This is a genomic window from Flavobacterium paronense (genome assembly GCF_030409795.1).
In the GTDB taxonomy this organism is placed as follows: Bacteria; Bacteroidota; Bacteroidia; order Flavobacteriales; family Flavobacteriaceae; genus Flavobacterium; species Flavobacterium paronense.
Genome location: NZ_JAUFQN010000015.1, coordinates 1 through 15193, shown reverse-complemented (window position 1 = coordinate 15193; position 15193 = coordinate 1). Strand labels below are relative to the sequence as shown.

Annotated in this window: 30 protein-coding genes, 1 tRNA gene and 6 pseudogenes; 30 read left to right on the top strand and 7 right to left on the bottom strand. The window is 35.7% G+C overall.

Annotated features, from left to right (window positions below):
- The first annotated feature begins 3 nt into the window (after window positions 1-3).
- From QWY90_RS17570 to QWY90_RS17530, 9 genes and pseudogenes are all read left to right on the top strand, one after another.
- Window positions 4-177 carry a hypothetical protein gene (locus QWY90_RS17570; protein ID WP_500683683.1) on the top strand — a complete coding sequence of 58 codons (174 nt, stop codon included), beginning with the start codon at window positions 4-6 and terminating at the stop codon, window positions 175-177.
- Entirely contained in the window at window positions 174-548 is a 375-nt protein-coding gene (locus QWY90_RS17565) for a 2-oxoacid:acceptor oxidoreductase family protein (protein WP_290284047.1), read from the top strand. The genes QWY90_RS17570 and QWY90_RS17565 overlap by 4 nt, the downstream gene beginning before the upstream one ends.
- A 67-nt stretch (window positions 549-615) precedes the next feature.
- The gene (locus tag QWY90_RS17560) at window positions 616-900 is read left to right on the top strand and encodes a 2-oxoacid:acceptor oxidoreductase family protein (protein WP_290284046.1); all 285 of its coding nucleotides are present in this window, start codon (window positions 616-618) and stop codon (window positions 898-900) included.
- A gap of 175 nt (window positions 901-1075) precedes the next feature.
- A pseudogene (locus tag QWY90_RS17555) lies at window positions 1076-1144 on the top strand (hypothetical protein); the annotation flags it as partial.
- Window positions 1145-1240 (top strand): hypothetical protein, encoded by a 96-nt coding sequence (locus QWY90_RS17550; protein WP_500683682.1) that lies wholly within the window; start codon window positions 1145-1147, stop codon window positions 1238-1240. It begins immediately after the preceding pseudogene.
- A gap of 104 nt (window positions 1241-1344) precedes the next feature.
- Window positions 1345-1401: pseudogene (locus QWY90_RS17545) on the top strand (4Fe-4S binding protein); the annotation flags it as partial.
- Complete coding sequence (locus tag QWY90_RS17540) at window positions 1398-1910, top strand: hypothetical protein (RefSeq protein WP_290284045.1); 513 nt, start codon at window positions 1398-1400, stop codon at window positions 1908-1910. The pseudogene QWY90_RS17545 and the gene QWY90_RS17540, both read left to right, overlap by 4 nt.
- Before the next feature lie 75 nt (window positions 1911-1985).
- Window positions 1986-2186 (top strand): thiamine pyrophosphate-dependent enzyme, encoded by a 201-nt coding sequence (locus tag QWY90_RS17535; RefSeq protein WP_290284051.1) that lies wholly within the window; start codon window positions 1986-1988, stop codon window positions 2184-2186.
- A gap of 307 nt (window positions 2187-2493) precedes the next feature.
- Window positions 2494-2634, top strand: coding sequence for a hypothetical protein (locus QWY90_RS17530; RefSeq protein ID WP_290284043.1), 141 nt, complete (start codon window positions 2494-2496; stop codon window positions 2632-2634).
- A 201-nt stretch (window positions 2635-2835) separates the two neighbouring features.
- Here QWY90_RS17530 and QWY90_RS17525 read toward each other — a convergent pair whose 3' ends face one another.
- The 3 genes from QWY90_RS17525 to QWY90_RS17515 all read right to left on the bottom strand — a co-directional run bounded on the left by QWY90_RS17525 (window position 2836) and on the right by QWY90_RS17515 (window position 4261).
- Entirely contained in the window at window positions 2836-3126 is a 291-nt protein-coding gene (locus QWY90_RS17525) for a potassium transporter TrkG (protein WP_290284042.1), read from the bottom strand.
- Window positions 3127-3162: 36 nt separating this feature from the next.
- On the bottom strand, window positions 3163-3306 hold the full coding sequence (locus QWY90_RS17520) for a hypothetical protein (protein WP_290284041.1): 144 nt from the start codon (window positions 3304-3306) through the stop codon (window positions 3163-3165).
- 250 nt (window positions 3307-3556) lie between these two features.
- Window positions 3557-4261 carry a potassium transporter TrkG gene (locus tag QWY90_RS17515; protein ID WP_290284040.1) on the bottom strand — a complete coding sequence of 235 codons (705 nt, stop codon included), beginning with the start codon at window positions 4259-4261 and terminating at the stop codon, window positions 3557-3559.
- A 266-nt stretch (window positions 4262-4527) separates the two neighbouring features.
- Here QWY90_RS17515 and QWY90_RS17510 point away from each other — a divergent pair, with 266 nt between their 5' ends.
- The 16 genes and pseudogenes from QWY90_RS17510 to upp all read left to right on the top strand — a co-directional run bounded on the left by QWY90_RS17510 (window position 4528) and on the right by upp (window position 10228).
- Window positions 4528-4731, top strand: coding sequence for a hypothetical protein (locus QWY90_RS17510; protein WP_500683681.1), 204 nt, complete (start codon window positions 4528-4530; stop codon window positions 4729-4731).
- Entirely contained in the window at window positions 4725-4886 is a 162-nt protein-coding gene (locus QWY90_RS17505; protein ID WP_500683675.1) for a hypothetical protein, read from the top strand. Before QWY90_RS17510 ends, QWY90_RS17505 begins: the two co-directional genes overlap by 7 nt.
- Window positions 4882-5061 carry a hypothetical protein gene (locus QWY90_RS17500; RefSeq protein WP_500683680.1) on the top strand — a complete coding sequence of 60 codons (180 nt, stop codon included), beginning with the start codon at window positions 4882-4884 and terminating at the stop codon, window positions 5059-5061. Before QWY90_RS17505 ends, QWY90_RS17500 begins: the two co-directional genes overlap by 5 nt.
- A 145-nt stretch (window positions 5062-5206) precedes the next feature.
- The gene (locus QWY90_RS17495; protein ID WP_290284039.1) at window positions 5207-5407 is read left to right on the top strand and encodes a PCRF domain-containing protein; all 201 of its coding nucleotides are present in this window, start codon (window positions 5207-5209) and stop codon (window positions 5405-5407) included.
- 16 nt (window positions 5408-5423) lie between these two features.
- Window positions 5424-5752 (top strand): annotated as a pseudogene (locus tag QWY90_RS17490) (PCRF domain-containing protein); the annotation flags it as partial.
- Between the two features lie 66 nt (window positions 5753-5818).
- Entirely contained in the window at window positions 5819-6244 is a 426-nt protein-coding gene (locus QWY90_RS17485) for a peptide chain release factor-like protein (RefSeq protein ID WP_500683679.1), read from the top strand.
- Window positions 6245-6289: 45 nt separating this feature from the next.
- Complete coding sequence (locus QWY90_RS17480; protein ID WP_290284035.1) at window positions 6290-6526, top strand: hypothetical protein; 237 nt, start codon at window positions 6290-6292, stop codon at window positions 6524-6526.
- 42 nt (window positions 6527-6568) lie between these two features.
- Window positions 6569-6766 (top strand): methyltransferase domain-containing protein, encoded by a 198-nt coding sequence (locus QWY90_RS17475; RefSeq protein WP_290284034.1) that lies wholly within the window; start codon window positions 6569-6571, stop codon window positions 6764-6766.
- 86 nt (window positions 6767-6852) lie between these two features.
- Window positions 6853-7041 (top strand): hypothetical protein, encoded by a 189-nt coding sequence (locus QWY90_RS17470; RefSeq protein ID WP_290284032.1) that lies wholly within the window; start codon window positions 6853-6855, stop codon window positions 7039-7041.
- 262 nt (window positions 7042-7303) lie between these two features.
- Window positions 7304-7636, top strand: a pseudogene (locus tag QWY90_RS17465) (L-threonylcarbamoyladenylate synthase); the annotation flags it as partial.
- Window positions 7575-7844, top strand: coding sequence for an L-threonylcarbamoyladenylate synthase (locus QWY90_RS17460; RefSeq protein WP_290284030.1), 270 nt, complete (start codon window positions 7575-7577; stop codon window positions 7842-7844). The pseudogene QWY90_RS17465 and the gene QWY90_RS17460, both read left to right, overlap by 62 nt.
- The gene (locus tag QWY90_RS17455) at window positions 7841-7906 is read left to right on the top strand and encodes a Sua5 family C-terminal domain-containing protein (protein WP_500683678.1); all 66 of its coding nucleotides are present in this window, start codon (window positions 7841-7843) and stop codon (window positions 7904-7906) included. The genes QWY90_RS17460 and QWY90_RS17455 overlap by 4 nt, the downstream gene beginning before the upstream one ends.
- Before the next feature lie 166 nt (window positions 7907-8072).
- Window positions 8073-8177, top strand: a complete 105-nt coding sequence (locus QWY90_RS17450) for a Sua5 family C-terminal domain-containing protein (RefSeq protein WP_290284029.1) — start codon at window positions 8073-8075, stop codon at window positions 8175-8177.
- Between the two features lie 75 nt (window positions 8178-8252).
- Window positions 8253-9469, top strand: a pseudogene (gene glyA, locus QWY90_RS17445) (serine hydroxymethyltransferase).
- 130 nt (window positions 9470-9599) lie between these two features.
- A complete protein-coding gene (locus tag QWY90_RS17440; protein WP_290284028.1) occupies window positions 9600-9857 on the top strand; it encodes a uracil phosphoribosyltransferase in 258 nt (85 codons plus the stop codon).
- A 38-nt stretch (window positions 9858-9895) separates the two neighbouring features.
- Window positions 9896-10228, top strand: coding sequence for a uracil phosphoribosyltransferase (gene upp / locus QWY90_RS17435; RefSeq protein ID WP_290284049.1), 333 nt, complete (start codon window positions 9896-9898; stop codon window positions 10226-10228).
- 60 nt (window positions 10229-10288) lie between these two features.
- Here upp and QWY90_RS17430 read toward each other — a convergent pair whose 3' ends face one another.
- Complete coding sequence (locus tag QWY90_RS17430; RefSeq protein ID WP_290284027.1) at window positions 10289-10576, bottom strand: hypothetical protein; 288 nt, start codon at window positions 10574-10576, stop codon at window positions 10289-10291.
- A gap of 121 nt (window positions 10577-10697) precedes the next feature.
- Here QWY90_RS17430 and QWY90_RS17425 point away from each other — a divergent pair.
- Window positions 10698-10770: transfer RNA gene (locus tag QWY90_RS17425), tRNA-Thr, on the top strand.
- Window positions 10771-11147: 377 nt separating this feature from the next.
- Here QWY90_RS17425 and QWY90_RS17420 read toward each other — a convergent pair.
- A complete protein-coding gene (locus QWY90_RS17420) occupies window positions 11148-11342 on the bottom strand; it encodes a VOC family protein (protein ID WP_290284025.1) in 195 nt (64 codons plus the stop codon).
- Window positions 11343-12546: 1204 nt separating this feature from the next.
- Between QWY90_RS17420 and QWY90_RS17415 the strand changes: the two genes are divergently transcribed.
- From QWY90_RS17415 to QWY90_RS17400, 4 genes and pseudogenes are all read left to right on the top strand, one after another.
- Window positions 12547-12858: a GBS Bsp-like repeat-containing protein gene (locus QWY90_RS17415; RefSeq protein WP_500683677.1), complete on the top strand. Its 312-nt coding sequence runs from the start codon at window positions 12547-12549 to the stop codon at window positions 12856-12858.
- A complete protein-coding gene (locus tag QWY90_RS17410; RefSeq protein ID WP_290284024.1) occupies window positions 12833-13045 on the top strand; it encodes a hypothetical protein in 213 nt (70 codons plus the stop codon). The genes QWY90_RS17415 and QWY90_RS17410 overlap by 26 nt, the downstream gene beginning before the upstream one ends.
- A 12-nt stretch (window positions 13046-13057) precedes the next feature.
- Window positions 13058-13198 carry a glycerophosphodiester phosphodiesterase family protein gene (locus QWY90_RS17405; RefSeq protein WP_500683674.1) on the top strand — a complete coding sequence of 47 codons (141 nt, stop codon included), beginning with the start codon at window positions 13058-13060 and terminating at the stop codon, window positions 13196-13198.
- Between the two features lie 46 nt (window positions 13199-13244).
- A pseudogene (locus QWY90_RS17400) lies at window positions 13245-13772 on the top strand (glycerophosphodiester phosphodiesterase); the annotation flags it as partial.
- Window positions 13773-14003: 231 nt separating this feature from the next.
- On the opposite strand, the gene QWY90_RS17395 reads toward QWY90_RS17400, so the two are convergent.
- Both QWY90_RS17395 and QWY90_RS17390 read right to left on the bottom strand, forming a co-directional pair.
- A complete protein-coding gene (locus QWY90_RS17395) occupies window positions 14004-14177 on the bottom strand; it encodes a universal stress protein (RefSeq protein WP_500683676.1) in 174 nt (57 codons plus the stop codon).
- A 44-nt stretch (window positions 14178-14221) separates the two neighbouring features.
- Window positions 14222-14431 (bottom strand): universal stress protein, encoded by a 210-nt coding sequence (locus QWY90_RS17390; protein WP_290284022.1) that lies wholly within the window; start codon window positions 14429-14431, stop codon window positions 14222-14224.
- Between the last annotated feature and the right edge of the window lie 762 nt (window positions 14432-15193).

Genomic DNA, 15193 nt, shown 5'->3' with positions numbered 1-15193 from the left:
TGTATTAATATTCACTTATATCGTCCATTCCCAACAGAAAACTTTTTAGCAAAACTACCTAAAACAGTAGAGAAAGTAGCTGTCTTAGATCGTACAAAAGAAGCTGGATCAGACGGAGAACCATTGCTTTTAGACGTTCAAAGTGCATTGTATCAATTGAAAGTAGACCAGTTGTGATTGGTGGACGTTATGGATTAGGTTCTAAAGATGTTACACCAAGTCAAATTAAAGCCGTGTACGATCATTTACTATTGCCTTTTGAAGAAATGAAACAGCGTTTTACTATTGGAATTGTAGATGATGTTACGTATCTTTCCTTACCACAAGGAGAAGTATTAGATTTAACACCAAGCACTACTTTCCAAGCAAAATTCTGGGGATTTGGTTCAGATGGAACAGTCGGAGCCAATAAACAAGCAATTAAGATTATAGGTGACAATACTGACTTGTACGCACAAGCATATTTCAGTTACGACTCTAAAAAATCTGGTGGGTTAACTCTGTCTCATTTGCGTTTGGAGAAGAACCGATTAATTCAACGTATTTAGTAGAACAAGCAGATTTCATCGCCTGTCACAACGCATCTTATATTCATAACTATGATTATTAAAAGGCTTGAAAGATGGTGGTATCTTCCTATTAAATACAATCTGGGATGAAGAGAAAACAAAACGTTTGTTGCCAGCTAAATTAAAAAAATATATTGCTGAACATAATATTCAATTTTATATTATCAATGCGGTAGAATTAGCTCGTGAAGTTGGCTTGGGTCGCAGAATCAATACCGTGATGTCAACAGCTTTCTTCGAAGTGACAGATATCATGACGCGTGATGAATATATGCCATTACTAAAAGGAGAGTCCAAAATACGTATGGTAAAAAGTCAAAAGAAATTGTAGAGAAAAACTTTGAAGCAAATGATCGTACCTTTGATTCTCTTCAAAAAGTTGATGTGCCAGCTGAATGGGCAGAGCTAGTAATAGAGCCAACAAAAAAGAATGAAAACGTTCCAAGCTATATCACAAATATTGTTGAACCAATTAATCGTCAAGAAGGAGACTCTCTTCAGTTTCTGATTTAATTGAAAATGGAATGAAGACAGGTGAAATGCCATTAGGAACAGCTGCCTATGAAAAAAGAGGGATTGCATTAGAAGTACCAGAATGGCAAATGGATAAATGTACAATGTGTAATGAATGTGCCTTTATCTGTCTCATGCAGCAATTCGACCATTTTTAGCTGATGAAGAAGAATTGAAGGAAGCACCCGAAGGCTTTACTATGAGAGAAATGCGTGGGGCCGATGTCTAATGTATCGCATTCAAGTATCATTAGAAGACTGTAACCGGTTGCGGACTTTGTGTGGAAGCCTGTCCTGTTAAGGAAAAGCGATTCTTATGAAACCATATGAAGAACAAAAAGAACAGGCAATGAATTGGGCATTTGCAATGACATTAAAACAAAAAGCGAACCCTGTGAAAAAATTATCTGTTAAAGGATCACAATTTAATCAACCGTTGCTAGAATTTTCTGGTGCCTGTGAAGGGTGTGGTGAAACGCCTTACGTTAAATTACTAACTCAGTTATATGGTGACCGTATGATGATTGCTAATGCAACAGGCTGTTCTTCTATTTGGGGCGGATCTTCACCAGTATCACCGTATACAACAAATGAATGCGGACAAGGACCTGCTTGGAGTAATTCACTGTTTGAAGATAATGCAGAATATGGTTACGGGATGTATATTGCGAACCAGACGAAGCGTCAATATTTAGCAGACCAAATAAAAGAAGCGTTAGATAAAAAGTTAGGCTCTGAAGATCTACAAGCCTTATTGCAAGACTGGCTAGACCATCATTTAGAAGGCGATGGTACGCAGCAAGAGCAACGAAGCTTGCGGCAGCATTAAGTGAGGAAGCACAAACAGACCACTTTTAGCAACGATTTATAAACAAAAAGATTTATTTGTTAAAACAAGTCATGGATTGTTGGCGGAGATGGTTGGGCGTATGACATTGGATTCAGCGGAATCGACCATGTTTTAGCAAGTGGAGCAGATGTGAATATCTTTGTTATGGACAATGAAGTTTATGCAAATACAGGTGGACAAACCTCTAAAGCAACGCCTTCAGCAGCCATTGCAAAATTCTCTGCTGGTGGTAAGCGAACTTCTAAGAAGACTTAGGAATGATGGCAATGACCTACGGGAATGTTTACGTTGCTCAAATTGCTTTAGGAGCTAACTCAATGCAAACCATCAAAGCCATTGATGAAGCAGAAAGATACCTGGGCCATCGATAATTATTGCCTATACACCGTGTATCGCTCATGGTATTAAAGGCGGAATGACAGAAACCTTGACATTAACTAAAGAAGCTGTTGAGTCTGGTTATTGGCAATTGTATCGTTACAATCCTATGTTACTTGAAAAGGAAAAGATCCAATGGTGATTGACTACAAAAAAGCTGATTTCCACCAAAATGCGAGATTTCTTGGAGAAACAAACTCGTTTTTCTGCATTGCATAACATTAAAGAGGACAAAGAAGTCGTTGATGATATGTTAAACGAAACTAAAGTAGATGCACAGGATCGTTCTGAAAGCTATGGAAAATTAATTACTCCAAAAAAATAAGGATTTAAGCAACGTCTAATCACTTATTTTTAATAGTTGAAAGAGGTTGAGCCAAAAGTCGTTTAGGTTTGAGCAATTGAAGGGATAACGTACAATACGCTTTTGGTATTACTCGTTTTTGTAAAATTGCCGAAAAATCTGACTTTTGGTTACCGTTTTATAAAGAGATAGAGTCCGTGATAAAACTGGTCTTTCGTTTTATCACGAACTCTTTTTTATTATTAAAAATTTAACCGATAATAATCTTTCAGAAGGATACTCATAGCCAATGTCGCGGGTTTCTTTAGGAACAAACAACATTAAGGTATAAAGCATTCCAATGCGCCCAATAAACATTAGCAAAGCAATCATTAATTTTCCAACAGTGGTCAAACTAGCTGTAATTCCCAATGAAAGACCAGTCGTTCCAAAAGCAGAGGCAACTTCAACAATAATTGCGATTAAGGGATGTTCTTCTGTAGCAGTTAGAAACAGAACGGCAAAAAAAAGCACATTAGGAGAGATAACATGAACACAACAATTGATTTTTTACGTCATCATCGTCAATTCTTCTACAAAGATATTGATATTGTCTTCTCCTTTTAAAAATGCGTAAAGGTATAATCCGAGAATAGCAATCGTTGTGGTTCGTACACCACCGCCAACAGAACTAGGGCTACAGCCGATAAACATAATAGAGAAAAACAATCAAGGTAGTTACTTGGAAATCCGCAGATTGTTGATTTGTAGTCCTGCGTTTCTGGTTGTCATTGAATAAAACATTGAGGTAATCCAGCGATTAAATTCATCCACACCCGTAAAGAGATGATCTTTTTCTAATAGGTAAATAAGGATGGTTCCGCCAACAAACAGAATGACAAATGCCAGCAATGCTAATTTACTGAAAAGTGAGAAGCGAAACGGTAAACCACGTTTCTTTTTCTTAAAAAAATAACCATTCTCTGAACTCCATTAATACTGGAAAGCCAATACCACCAATAAAAATTAAAAACATAATCACAATTAAAAACAAATAGTCATGGGCAAAAGGCATGATAGAATCCCAGTAACAATCAAATCCAGAATTTGTTACGGCAGAAATAGATTGATAGAAGCCAAAGAAGATAGCTTCACTCCAACGGCTATAATAGCCACTTAAATAGAAGTAAATAGAGAAAAAAGTACCAAAAATCAGTTGAAACCATAAAATAATGGTAAATGTTATCCGAATCAAACGAACGATTCCACTAAGACGTGGTTGATTCATATCAGTCATAATCAATTGTCGTTGCTTCAATGTAATTTTCTTTTTTGAAAAAATAAAGAACGCTGTGGAAATCATCATAATACCGAGTCCGCCAACCTGAAAGAGAAATTCTAAAAGAATAACCCCCCGATCATTGAAAACTGAATTGATATCAAATGTTGTGAGACCAGTTACACTTACAGTGCTAACTGCCATGAAAAGTAAATCAATAAAACCAACTTGAGAGTTGGGTTCTCTAAAAAAAGGTAAAGTAAAAAGTATGTAAGAAACAATTGTCATGATAATATAGTATGAGACAATGATTTGAATAGATGTAAAATGCCGTGAAACAAACTGTCTTCCTTTTCTTTGGTTTGTCCATAGAAAGCGTGTTGGGTTCATAAATACCTCCAGAAATCATTAATGTAAGTATAGCAGAAAAAGAAAATGTTTCGAAATAAAGTTTTAGCTATATCGCTTTTTAAGTCTATTTCTTAGACGATTTCCACTCATATGTTACTTTCTTATGAAAATTGCCGCCTTTTCGTCAAAAATACTGATTTTTTCTCGAAAATATAGTAAAATACGAGAGGAACCAAATTGAAAGGTGAAGACTGACAAATGGCACAGTTATTTTTCAAATATGGCGCTATGAATAGCGAAAAACAATTGAGATACTAAAAGTAGCTCATAACTATGAAGAACAAAATAAACCAGTTGTCATTATGACAAGTGGATTGGATACAAGAGATGGTGTAGGAAATGTCTCTAGCCGTATCGGCCTTCGCCGTGAAGCAATTCCAATTTTTGAAAGTACCAACGTATATGATTTAATGAAAGAACTGATTACCACCCGTATTGCATTTTGGTAGATGAATCCCAATTTTTAAGTAAACACCATGTCATTGAATTTGCTCGAATAGTTGATGATTTAAATATTCCCGTGATGGCATTTGGACTAAAGAATGATTTCGAAATGAATTGTTTGAAGGGTCAAAATACTTACTCCTGTATGCAGATAAATTGAAGAATTAAAGACAATTTGTTGGTTTTGTCATAAGAAAGCGACGATGAATCTACACTATGTAGATGGAAAACCAGTTTATGAGGGCGACCAAGTTCAGATAGGTGGAAACGAAGCCTATTACCCTGTCTGCCGCAAACATTATTTTAATCCTCCGATTAGTGAGGAAGAACACTAGATAATTTGCTGGGATACTATTAACAAAAGATGTAAGACCTCTAAGCAAGAAACGAAAAGAAGAGTTTCCATGAAATAAATAGAGCGTTTAATGATGGAATAAAAGACTATTAAACGTAATGTATAAATGAAAGGAGCACGCAATTATGTACGATCAGTTACAATCGATTGAAGATCGCTACGAGGAGCTAGGGGAACTACTTAGTGATCCGGAAGTCATTAGTGATACGAAGCGATTTATGCAATTATCAAAAGAAGAAGCCAACACGCGCGAAACCGTTGACGTTTATCGTCGCTATAAACAAGTGGTAGAAGGCATCAGTGATACAGAGGGAATTACTAGGTGAAAGCTTAGATTCTGATATGGCTGAGATGGCGAAAGAAGAATTATCTGATTTAAGAAAGAAAAAGAAGTTTTGGAAGAAAGAATTAAGATTTTACTATTGCCAAAAGACCCTAATGATGACAAAAAAATATATCATGGAAATCCGGGGAGCCGCTGGTGGAGACGAAGCAGCACTCTTTGCTGGAGACTTGTTTAACATGTATCAGAAGTATGCTGAAGCGCAAGGGTGGAAAGCAGAAGTTTTAGAAGCAAATGTGACAGGTATCGGCGGTTACAAGAAGTTATCATGATGATCTCTGGAGATAATGTCTTTTCTAAATTGAAATATGAAAATGGCGCTCACCGTGTTCAACGTGTACCTTCTACAGAATCTCAAGGACGTATTCACACTTCAACTGCAACGGTTGTTGTTATGCCAGAAGCAGAAGAAGTTGAAATCGATATTGCTGACAAAGATATCCGAACAGATATTTATCATGCTAGTGGAGCGGGTGGTCAGCACGTCAATAAAACGGCATCTGCTGTTCGTTTAACCCATTTACCAACAGGAATTGCTGTTGCAATGCAAGATGAACGATCTCAAATTAAAAATAGAGAAAAAGCAATGAAAATTTTACGTGCTCGTGTTTATGATATGATTCAACAAGAAGCGCAAAGTGAATACGATGCTAACCGTAAATCAGCGGTAGGAACTGGGGATCGATCTGAAAGAATTCGTACCTATAATTTCCCGCAAAACAGAGTAACGGATCATAGAATCGGATTGACGATTCAAAAACTAGATCAAATTTTAGCTGGAAAGCTAGATGAAAATTATCGATGCGTTGGTTTTATATGATCAAACATCGAAGCTTGAAGAGTTACAAAATGGCTAAAACATATTTTGAAGTCCTACAACGGGCTTCTTCTTTTTTTAGAGTCATTAGGAAAAGAGGGCACGGCATTTTATTGTATTTTTACAAAGAAAGAATGGACGAAAACAGATTGGCTAGTTCATATGCATGAAGCTATACCTTTAAACGAGCAAAAGCAAGTAGAAGCAGATTTAAATGCCCTAGCTAAAAACTTTCCACCACAATATCTTTTAGGTATGCTGAATTTTATGGACATCAATTTTTAGTAAATGAGCAGACCTTGATTCAAGGCGGAAACGGAAGAGCTAGTGGAACTTTGCTTAAAAGAAAATAGTGAGGAGCCTAAAACTGTAGTTGATGTTGGTACTGGAACCGGAGCTATTGCATTGAGCTTAAAAAAAGATCGACCTAACTGGCAAATAACAGCGATAGATATCTCCGAAGAGGCGTTGAAGATAGCTGAAAAAAATGCAGAGGGTTTAAATGCAAAGGTAACTTTTATTTAGGAGATGGCTTAAAACCAGTTGGAAATAAAAAAATAGACATTTTAGTTTCAAATCCACCATACATCAGTGAGGATGAATGGGACTTGATGGATGAAAGTGTGCGAACCTTTGAACCGAAGACTGCGCTTTTTGCGAATGATAATGGCCTTGCTATTTATCGTCAACTTGCAAATGAAGCCAAGCAATGTCTTAAAGAAGATGGTAAAATCTACTTAGAAATCGGATTTTCTCAAGGGACAGCAGTGAAAAAAAATATTTACAGAAGCTTTTCCTAACAAGGACATCAGCATAATCAAAGATTTATCTGGAAATAATCGTATAGTTAAAGTGGTACCTACTGGAAAATAATGAATAGACGACAAAAAAACGTACTTATACAAGGGAGGGAAAGAAAAGTGGAAACTAAAATATTTCAAGCTGATATACTAGACGCAGCAAGACTTATTCAGCAGGGTAAATTAGTCGCTTTTCCTACCGAAAACAGTTTATGGTTTAGGTGCCAATGCCCTAAATGAAGAAGCGGTAAAGCAAGTTTATCAAGTAAAAGGAAGACCTAGCGATAACCCACTAATTGTTCATGTTAGTAGTTTTGAAATGGTAGAGCAGTATGCAGAGGACATTCCAATCTTAATGAAACCCTTAGTAGAAGCTTTTTGGCCAGGACCTTTGACACTAATCGTCAAAGGAAAAAAATGTGTTTTTCCTGATTGTGTCACAGGTGGTCTAGCGACTGTTGCGTTTCGAATGCCTGATAATCAAAAAACATTGCAGTTGATCTCTCAAGCAGGCGTTCCGTTAGTTGGCCCTAGTGCAATACTTCTGGAAAGCCAAAGCCCAACAAACAGCTGCTCATGTCTACCATGGATTTAAAAGGAAAAAAATTGCTGGTATTTTAGATGATGGCGCCACACAAATTGGTGTCGAGTCAACCGTATTAGATTTAACATCAGAAGATAACATACCTATGATTCTTAGACCAGGAGCGGTTACTAGAAACGATTTAGAGAAGGTTGTCGGAACAGTTGCAATAGACCAACATCTAATCAAAGAGAATGAAGCACCTAAGGCTCTGGGATGAAGTATAAACATTATGCTCCAGATACGCCAGTACTGATTGTTGAAGGCTCTAAGGAGCAGTGAAAGAAGCAATCAGTTGGGCAACCAATAATAAGAAAAAAGTAGGAATTTATGTTAGCCAAGAGATAGTAGATTTTCTGGGAACTAATGATTTTATAGCAGTTTCATTTGGTAAAAATACTGTAGAAAATGCGACTAGGTTTTTTATTTGCTGGGTTACGAGAACTGGATGGAAAAAAATGTTGATATTATTTTTGCGCAAGCTTTTCCAGAAGAATTATTAGGCGCTGCTTACATGAATCGTCTAAAAAAAGCTGCAAATCAAATTTTTTAAAAGTTAGTCTCTTTCTAAGTAGAGTTAATTAAATGTGATACAATCGTAAAAAGAAATCAAATTGGAGGTTGTTTAATGAACTACAAAGCATTTGATCCAGATTTATGGGAAGCGATAGAGAATGAGCATCAACGTCAGGAAAATAACTTAGAGTTAATTGCCTCTGAAACGTTGTGTCAGAAGGAGTAATGGCAGCTCAAGGCCAGTATCTTAACAAACAAATATGCAGAAGGTTATCCAGGAAAAACGCTACTATGGTGGTTGCGAATTTGTTGATGTTGTTGAAAATTTAGCAATCGAGCGAGCAAAACTATTATTTGGGCGAAATTCGCGAATGTCCAACCTCATTCAGGTTCACAAGCGAATACAGCAGCGTATCTTTCTTTAATCGAACATGGAGATACCGTTTTAGGAATGGATTTATCTGCGGGTGGGCATTTGACTCATGGTTCTCCAGTCAACTTTAGTGGAAGAACCTACAAATTTTGTTAGTTATGGTGTAGACCCAACCACTGAAGTGATTGATTACAATGTTGTTCGTATTTTAGCAAGAGAGCATCAACCTAAATTGATTGTTGCAGGGGCAAGTGCTTATTCTAGAACGATTGATTTCGCCAAGTTCAAAGAAATTGCGGACGAAGTAGGGGGCAAAATTGATGGTCGATATGGCACATATTGCTGGTTTAGTTGCAGCAGGCTTGCATCCTAGTCCAGTTCCATATGCTGATATTACAACAACGACAACTCATAAGACATTGAGAGGTCCTAGAGGCGGTCTGATTTTAACAAATGATGAAGCTTTAGCCAAAAAATAAACAGCAATATTTTCCAGGGATTCAAGGGGGACCTTTAGAACATGTTATAGCAGGAAAAGCAGTTGCTTTTAAAGAAGCCTTAGATCCTGAATTAAAGAATATAGTGAACAAGTGATTGAGAATGCCAAAGCGATGACAAAAGTCTTTAATCAAGCGCCAGAAGCTCGTTTAATTAGTGGTTCAACGGATAATCACTTATTATTAGTTGATGTGACTGGTTTTGGCTTAAACGGAAAAGAAGCGGAAGCTATTTTAGATCGTGTGAACATCACTGTTAATAAAAATTCCATTCCATTTGAACAATTGAGTCCATTTAAAACGAGTGGGATTCGTGTAGGAACACCAGCAATCACTACTCGAGGCTTCAAAGAGCAAGATTCAGTTGAAGTTGCAAAATTGATTGTAAAAGCACTACGTGAACATAAAAATGAAGAAATGTTAGCAGAAGTTCGAGAAGAAGTAAAAGTATTTAACTGAAAAGCATCCATTGTATAAATAAATTCTTTGATTTTATGAAAAAAATATGAAAAGATTAGAGTGATTGACTAGTCAATCACTCGTTTTTGTTTTACAATAGGTAAGAATAAATTATTGAAGGAGAATGAACATGGGAAAATTCCAAGTAATTGATCATCCACTGATTCAACACAAATTAACAATCATTAGAGAAAAAGGCTGCGGAACAAAAGTTTTTCGTGAAGTGGTTAATGAGATTGCTATGTTAATGGCATACGAAGTATCACGTGATATGCCTTTAGAGGATGTTGTGATTGAAACACCAATGTGTACAACTACTCAAAAAATGTTATCTGGTAAGAAAGTAGCAATTATTCCAATTCTTAGAGCAGGAATCCGGTATGGTTGATGGTATTTTAGAATTAATCCAGCAGCAAAAGTGGGCATATTGGATTATATCGTGATCATGACACTTTAGAGCCAGTTGAATATTTTGTTAAAATGCCAGAAGATATTGATGCACGTCAACTATTTGTAGTGGATCCAATGTTAGCAACTGGTGGTTCTGCAATTATGGCGATTGATGCATTGAAAGAACGTGGCGGAAGCAATATCAAGTTTGTTTGTTTAGTTGCTGCACCAGAAGGCGTAAAAGCATTGCAGGATGCACATCCAGATATTGATATCTATACAGCTGCATTAGATGAAAAATTAAATGAAGATGGTTACATCGTACCTGGTTTAGGTGATGCTGGTGACCGTTTGTTTGGAACTAAATAAAGATAAATGAATTTTATAGAGTGATTTTGTTGAAAGAAGGTAATGACTTTTTCAACAAAATCACTCTATTTTTTTTGAAAAAAAACCCATCCAATTAGTTGGATGGAGAACTGTATAACTTTTGAAGTTTTTTATAGTTGATGACAATGACCCATTGTTTTCTACAAGCATGCGGGCATTCGTTTGGTTTTCATCAATTTCTACAACAGCTGAGTTAGTCAATTGCTTCGTTATAACACCAGTGTGTTGTTGGCCATGAATCAAGAAAGTGACAGGAGTATCGACAGTGAACAATTCACCTTCAGAAGAAGGGACAGTGGGACGATTATAGTAACCGAAATTTGACATTCACAAAAAACTTCCTTTCCTATTATATCCATTATACCATAGTTGAAGAAAAGTTTCAGAAGTGTTTTTTTGTCTGCATTCCTTTACAAAAAAGAAGCAACGTTATAATTTTTTTAACAAAGCCAGCTTAGCTCAGTAGGTAGAGCAATGCACTCGTAACGCATAGGTCACAGGTTCGATCCCTGCAGCTGGCATAGAGAAGGAAAGCTGATCTAACAATGGTTTTAGGACATTGTTAGATCGGCTTTTTGTTTTCTGAATATTTTATTGGTTTGATTTTGAACTTTCATGATGTGATTACTTCATCGATTGATATTCCGTAGGCAAATAAAAAGAACCTAAGTTCAAGTACTTAAGTTCTTTCGTAAATAATGTTAAGCCCAAACAGTGCCAGGTAACATTAAATTTATCTGTTACCCATGCCACTTTGCGAAGGTTTCATAATCGGTTCTGGCCCATCATTACAGTTCCCTCTTTAGCAAGGTTAGCAAAAATCGTATCAAGTTCATTCTCAGTAGCACACTCTGTATAGATTGATATAGCCCAACTTAATTGAGGTGCTGTTCAGGCATCATGTCCATAAAGTATATAGTTTGACCTTGGATTTCAAGTTCTCCATTAAAACTTTTCCAATCATTTCTTTTGAAGCATTTGGGACGTTCTCAGTATATCGAGTAATCCGTTTGATTTGTGCTTTAGGAAAACTAGTTTCGTAAAATTTCATAGCTTTTTCGGATGTAGCAGGCAATGTTAAAAATGTTGTCATTTTCATAAAATAAACTTCCTTTCTTATGAACCAGGATACAGTACTAATTAAAAAAATTGTATCACATCAAATGAAATAGAAGAAATATATCTATCTAAAAAGAACCTTTATTTCATCTTTAATCAAAAAGTAGCGATAATTCCCCTAAAGATAGCAATGAGTTCGATAACATATAGGACAATAAGAGGGGATTCAATAGCGTTGATATATGTTATGGTTTTACAAGAAATTAGTGATTAATAGCTAGTTCTTTATTATTAACATTTTGTTTGATTGCAACTGTGCGATAATCTGCTTAACTAATATTTTTCCTGTAAAATAAAAGCAACTGTGGTGTTACGGTTTATTCTAATTGACTTATTATGATTGCAAAAATCAGTGATGTCAATTGTTCTTTAGTCAAAGAGAGTAGTAAAAATGGTTTACTCGGTTACTGAAATTCTCAAATATTGAGAGGATTTTGGTAACTATTTTTATTTACAATAATTCTTCCCAAATAATGTGGTTTCAAGCCATAGTTCTGTTATAATTGGTAAAATACAACCTATTTTTATATTTATTAGAAATCGTAACATTGATAGATTGACTTATTTAAACAAGAGGGGTTCTAACGTGAAGAAAAAACATCGGAGAAGAAAAAAAACTCACTACATAAAATGGATGCGCCTTTTGTTCTTTTAATAATTGGAGGGGTTGTTTGGGTTATTGGGGGTATAGCACTCTAGATTATCAGAACAAAGAGTCTACTAGCCAAGATCAGCGTATCAACTTTCAACCCTGAATTTATAAAAAACATCAGCTTCTATGTTTTCTGAACAAGAGAAGCACACCATGATAAATAATATTTGGAGCAACCCTAATTTTTCGGAAGATCCAATAAATAAAATTCATGAAAGGTTCAGGTCAAATAAGTTCAAGAATTATTTTTCTGTTCATCCAGTTTTTTCATTTGATTGATATAGATGGCAAGCAAACCAATTTTCGCTTAATTGCTGATCTTTCAACGATAAAAAAAGTAAAGAGTGTCACATTTCCTACTTGGGTGAAAAAGAAGGGCCTGGCGATCTAAAAATGTATGAAGGAATCTTTGATCCTGATACAAATACTTGGCAAGTGACAGTTCAAGTTAAGGATCATGGAGAAGCAGGATTGTACAAATCTCAAATTTTAGTGAGGAAGAGAATGGTAAAGTTGAAGAAACCGAATTTGGTCAGTTCTAATTTCTGAACCAAGCCTTGAAGCAACAGTAGATACTAGTAGAGTAAGTAAAGGACAATTTTCAGTAAATATAACGGTAAATAGTGTCGCCGATGTTGAAAAGTTATCTATCCCTATCTGGTCAAAAAATGATCAAAGTGACGTGGCTTGGTACGAGGGAGAGCGCCAAGAAGACGGTACGTATAAAGCAAATATGGACTATGAAAAGCATCAATTCAATAATGGAACCTATACTGCAAATGTCTATTTGACAACAGCTAATGGTTTGAAAGTTGAAAAAAAATGCGGGAAGCGCTGAGATTCATATGAGTCATCCGGTTCGCATACGCTTGTTACAGAACACGACTATTTTTCAAGATAGAGCTTTGACGAAAATAAAGAAAGAAGCAGCTATTAATAGTATGGCTTATGTTAAGGGGATTGTTTTAATGGAGAGGAAAAAATTTTATAAAACAACAGAAGGCTATATTTTTAGCCAAGGATAATCAGTCAATGAAATGGCAGAGGATATTCGCTATGTGGCGCATCGGGGAAATAAAAAATCGGCGCCTGAAAACTCACTTCCAGCCTTTCAACAAGCCAATACTTGGGGCGTTGAAACCGATATCTGGTTAACAAAGATAAGCATTGGGTCGTGATGCACGATGAAAGTGTAGATCGTATGACAAACGGGAGGGAAAGGTCAGTGATTTGACCTTAGAGCAAATAAGAGCGTTACGTATTCGTTCTGGTTCAAACGTCACTAGTTATGATGAAAGTCAATTGATTGTCCCAACGTTAGAGGATTATCTTGGTTATAATGAGAGACTATCAGAAAACACCTTTATTGAAATAAAAACCAAAAGCTTTAGCACCAGTGATTATGACAGCCTAATCCAGCTCATCGGTGGGTATGGTTTTTCAGCAAGTGCGCGCGTTATTTCTTTTGACTTTAACAATTTAGTTGAGATGAAAAAAAGAATGCCTGGGCTACAAGTTCAGTTTTTGACCAACACGTTGAATGAGCAAACAATTTCTCAAGTGAGCAGTTTGGGAAGCAATGCTGGGTTAGACATCGAATATAAAGATGTTTTATCAAAAATTGAAATGGTTACGAAAGCACAGAGTCAAGGACTATTAGTTAATTTGTGGGTAGTTCCTAAAAGCAATCTAGATAACGCGAAAGCTTTAGGAGTGGATAATTTAACGGTAAATTTTAAACGAAGTTATTGACAGGAGGAATCATTCTGTTTTTCCTCTTGACTAATCGTAGGAAGAGGATGAGGCAAAACCAAACATCAGTTTTGCTTCATCCTCTAAATCGGAATAAACGGTGGTCAAAATTCTGGGCTTTCGGAATTTCCCGAAAATCAAACAATCCATAAAGCGTATTGTGCGCTTTGCGGTCCAATTTCTCGTCCCAAAACGACTTCTCCCTTAACCTCTTTTTAGTCTACAGAAACTTTATCTTACAATTTGGACACTACATTCGGCATGTATTGCGACATGATACGTTAATGAGCCCATCAAAGCGCCAGAAATAAAATGTTTTCCAGTGGCTCCTAAAACGATTAAATCATATTTTCTCTTTTCGGAATCGATGTGTGCAATAACTTCTTTTGGTGAACCGACTTCGATAACAGAATGTACATCTTCAAAATCTAAATTTTTGGCTTGGTCTTTTAATTCTTGGAATAAATTTTTACAATCTTCAACAAGAATATCAATCGATTCTTTGGTAAATAATTCAATTTGTTATTAATGACTTGAGCAACATACAATTTAGCATTATTTCTTTTAGCGATATAAATCGCTTCTTTAAAAGCTATATTAGAAGCAGTTGAACCATCCACCGCAACCAAGATATTTTTGTAACTTCCTTTATTAGGCATAATTAGCTCTCCATTCCAAAATGATTTATTTCAGATTTAATTCTATCAATAAGGAGCCGATAAGGAAAGGAATATATAAACGATTACTTTTTGGCTTTAAAAATTTTTACAAGGTTCTAAAACCGTGCAGGATATTTTTCGAGGGAATTTGTTGAAATAGTTGTAATTTTGAGCGAACTATGTGACAAGACACCTAAACAAGTGTACACTTAATCTATAATAAAAGAAGGAGATGATTCTCATGTTTGCGACCTATTTATTCGTTCAAGTATTATTGATTTTAGCTTTCTATTTAATGGTATACCTTGTTGAAGCGTTCATTGGGCAAAAGTTCGGGTAAGAGTTCGTAGCCAAAACATGGATGATTCATTCTCATAGAAAAAAATAATCAGATGAAATGAAGCTAATGTTGTACCTATGAAGTATTAAAAAATAGTTTTCGATAGCAACCTCAAAAGGCTGAGAGAAAAAGCTTTTTTGAGGTTTTTTATGTTTTTATGCAAAGAAGAAAGCTCTTCAATCTTGTCTTTTTTTGAAAAATAATTTGATTCTCTAAAGTTTTCTGAAATAATTCAGTCAGTACTTTCTTTTCTTCACTGAGAAAGATATAATTAAAGGCGTATGATTTAAGGAAAAGGATGACGAATGGAAAAAACTAAAAGAGTAACCATAGATAATAGAATTGATTATGGTGTGATATTACCGGTTTTTCTTTGTCTTTAATTGGAATATTGTCATTATATGTTGCGTTAAGTCAAGACC

Excerpts from the sequence above, each read along its gene's own strand:
- QWY90_RS17540 (WP_290284045.1), top strand. The coding sequence starts at position 1,398 with ATGAAACCATATGAAGAACAAAAAGAACAGGCAATGAATTGGGCATTT.
- QWY90_RS17520 (WP_290284041.1), bottom strand. The coding sequence starts at position 3,306 with ATGTTTATCGGCTGTAGCCCTAGTTCTGTTGGCGGTGGTGTACGAACC.
- QWY90_RS17515 (WP_290284040.1), bottom strand. The coding sequence starts at position 4,261 with ATGAACCCAACACGCTTTCTATGGACAAACCAAAGAAAAGGAAGACAG.
- QWY90_RS17495 (WP_290284039.1), top strand. The coding sequence starts at position 5,207 with ATGTACGATCAGTTACAATCGATTGAAGATCGCTACGAGGAGCTAGGG.
- QWY90_RS17485 (WP_500683679.1), top strand. The coding sequence starts at position 5,819 with ATGCCAGAAGCAGAAGAAGTTGAAATCGATATTGCTGACAAAGATATC.
- QWY90_RS17470 (WP_290284032.1), top strand. The coding sequence starts at position 6,853 with ATGGATGAAAGTGTGCGAACCTTTGAACCGAAGACTGCGCTTTTTGCG.
- QWY90_RS17450 (WP_290284029.1), top strand. The coding sequence starts at position 8,073 with ATGGAAAAAAATGTTGATATTATTTTTGCGCAAGCTTTTCCAGAAGAA.
- QWY90_RS17440 (WP_290284028.1), top strand. The coding sequence starts at position 9,600 with ATGGGAAAATTCCAAGTAATTGATCATCCACTGATTCAACACAAATTA.
- QWY90_RS17430 (WP_290284027.1), bottom strand. The coding sequence starts at position 10,576 with ATGTCAAATTTCGGTTACTATAATCGTCCCACTGTCCCTTCTTCTGAA.
- QWY90_RS17420 (WP_290284025.1), bottom strand. The coding sequence starts at position 11,342 with ATGACAACATTTTTAACATTGCCTGCTACATCCGAAAAAGCTATGAAA.
- QWY90_RS17405 (WP_500683674.1), top strand. The coding sequence starts at position 13,058 with ATGGCAGAGGATATTCGCTATGTGGCGCATCGGGGAAATAAAAAATCG.
- QWY90_RS17390 (WP_290284022.1), bottom strand. The coding sequence starts at position 14,431 with ATGCCTAATAAAGGAAGTTACAAAAATATCTTGGTTGCGGTGGATGGT.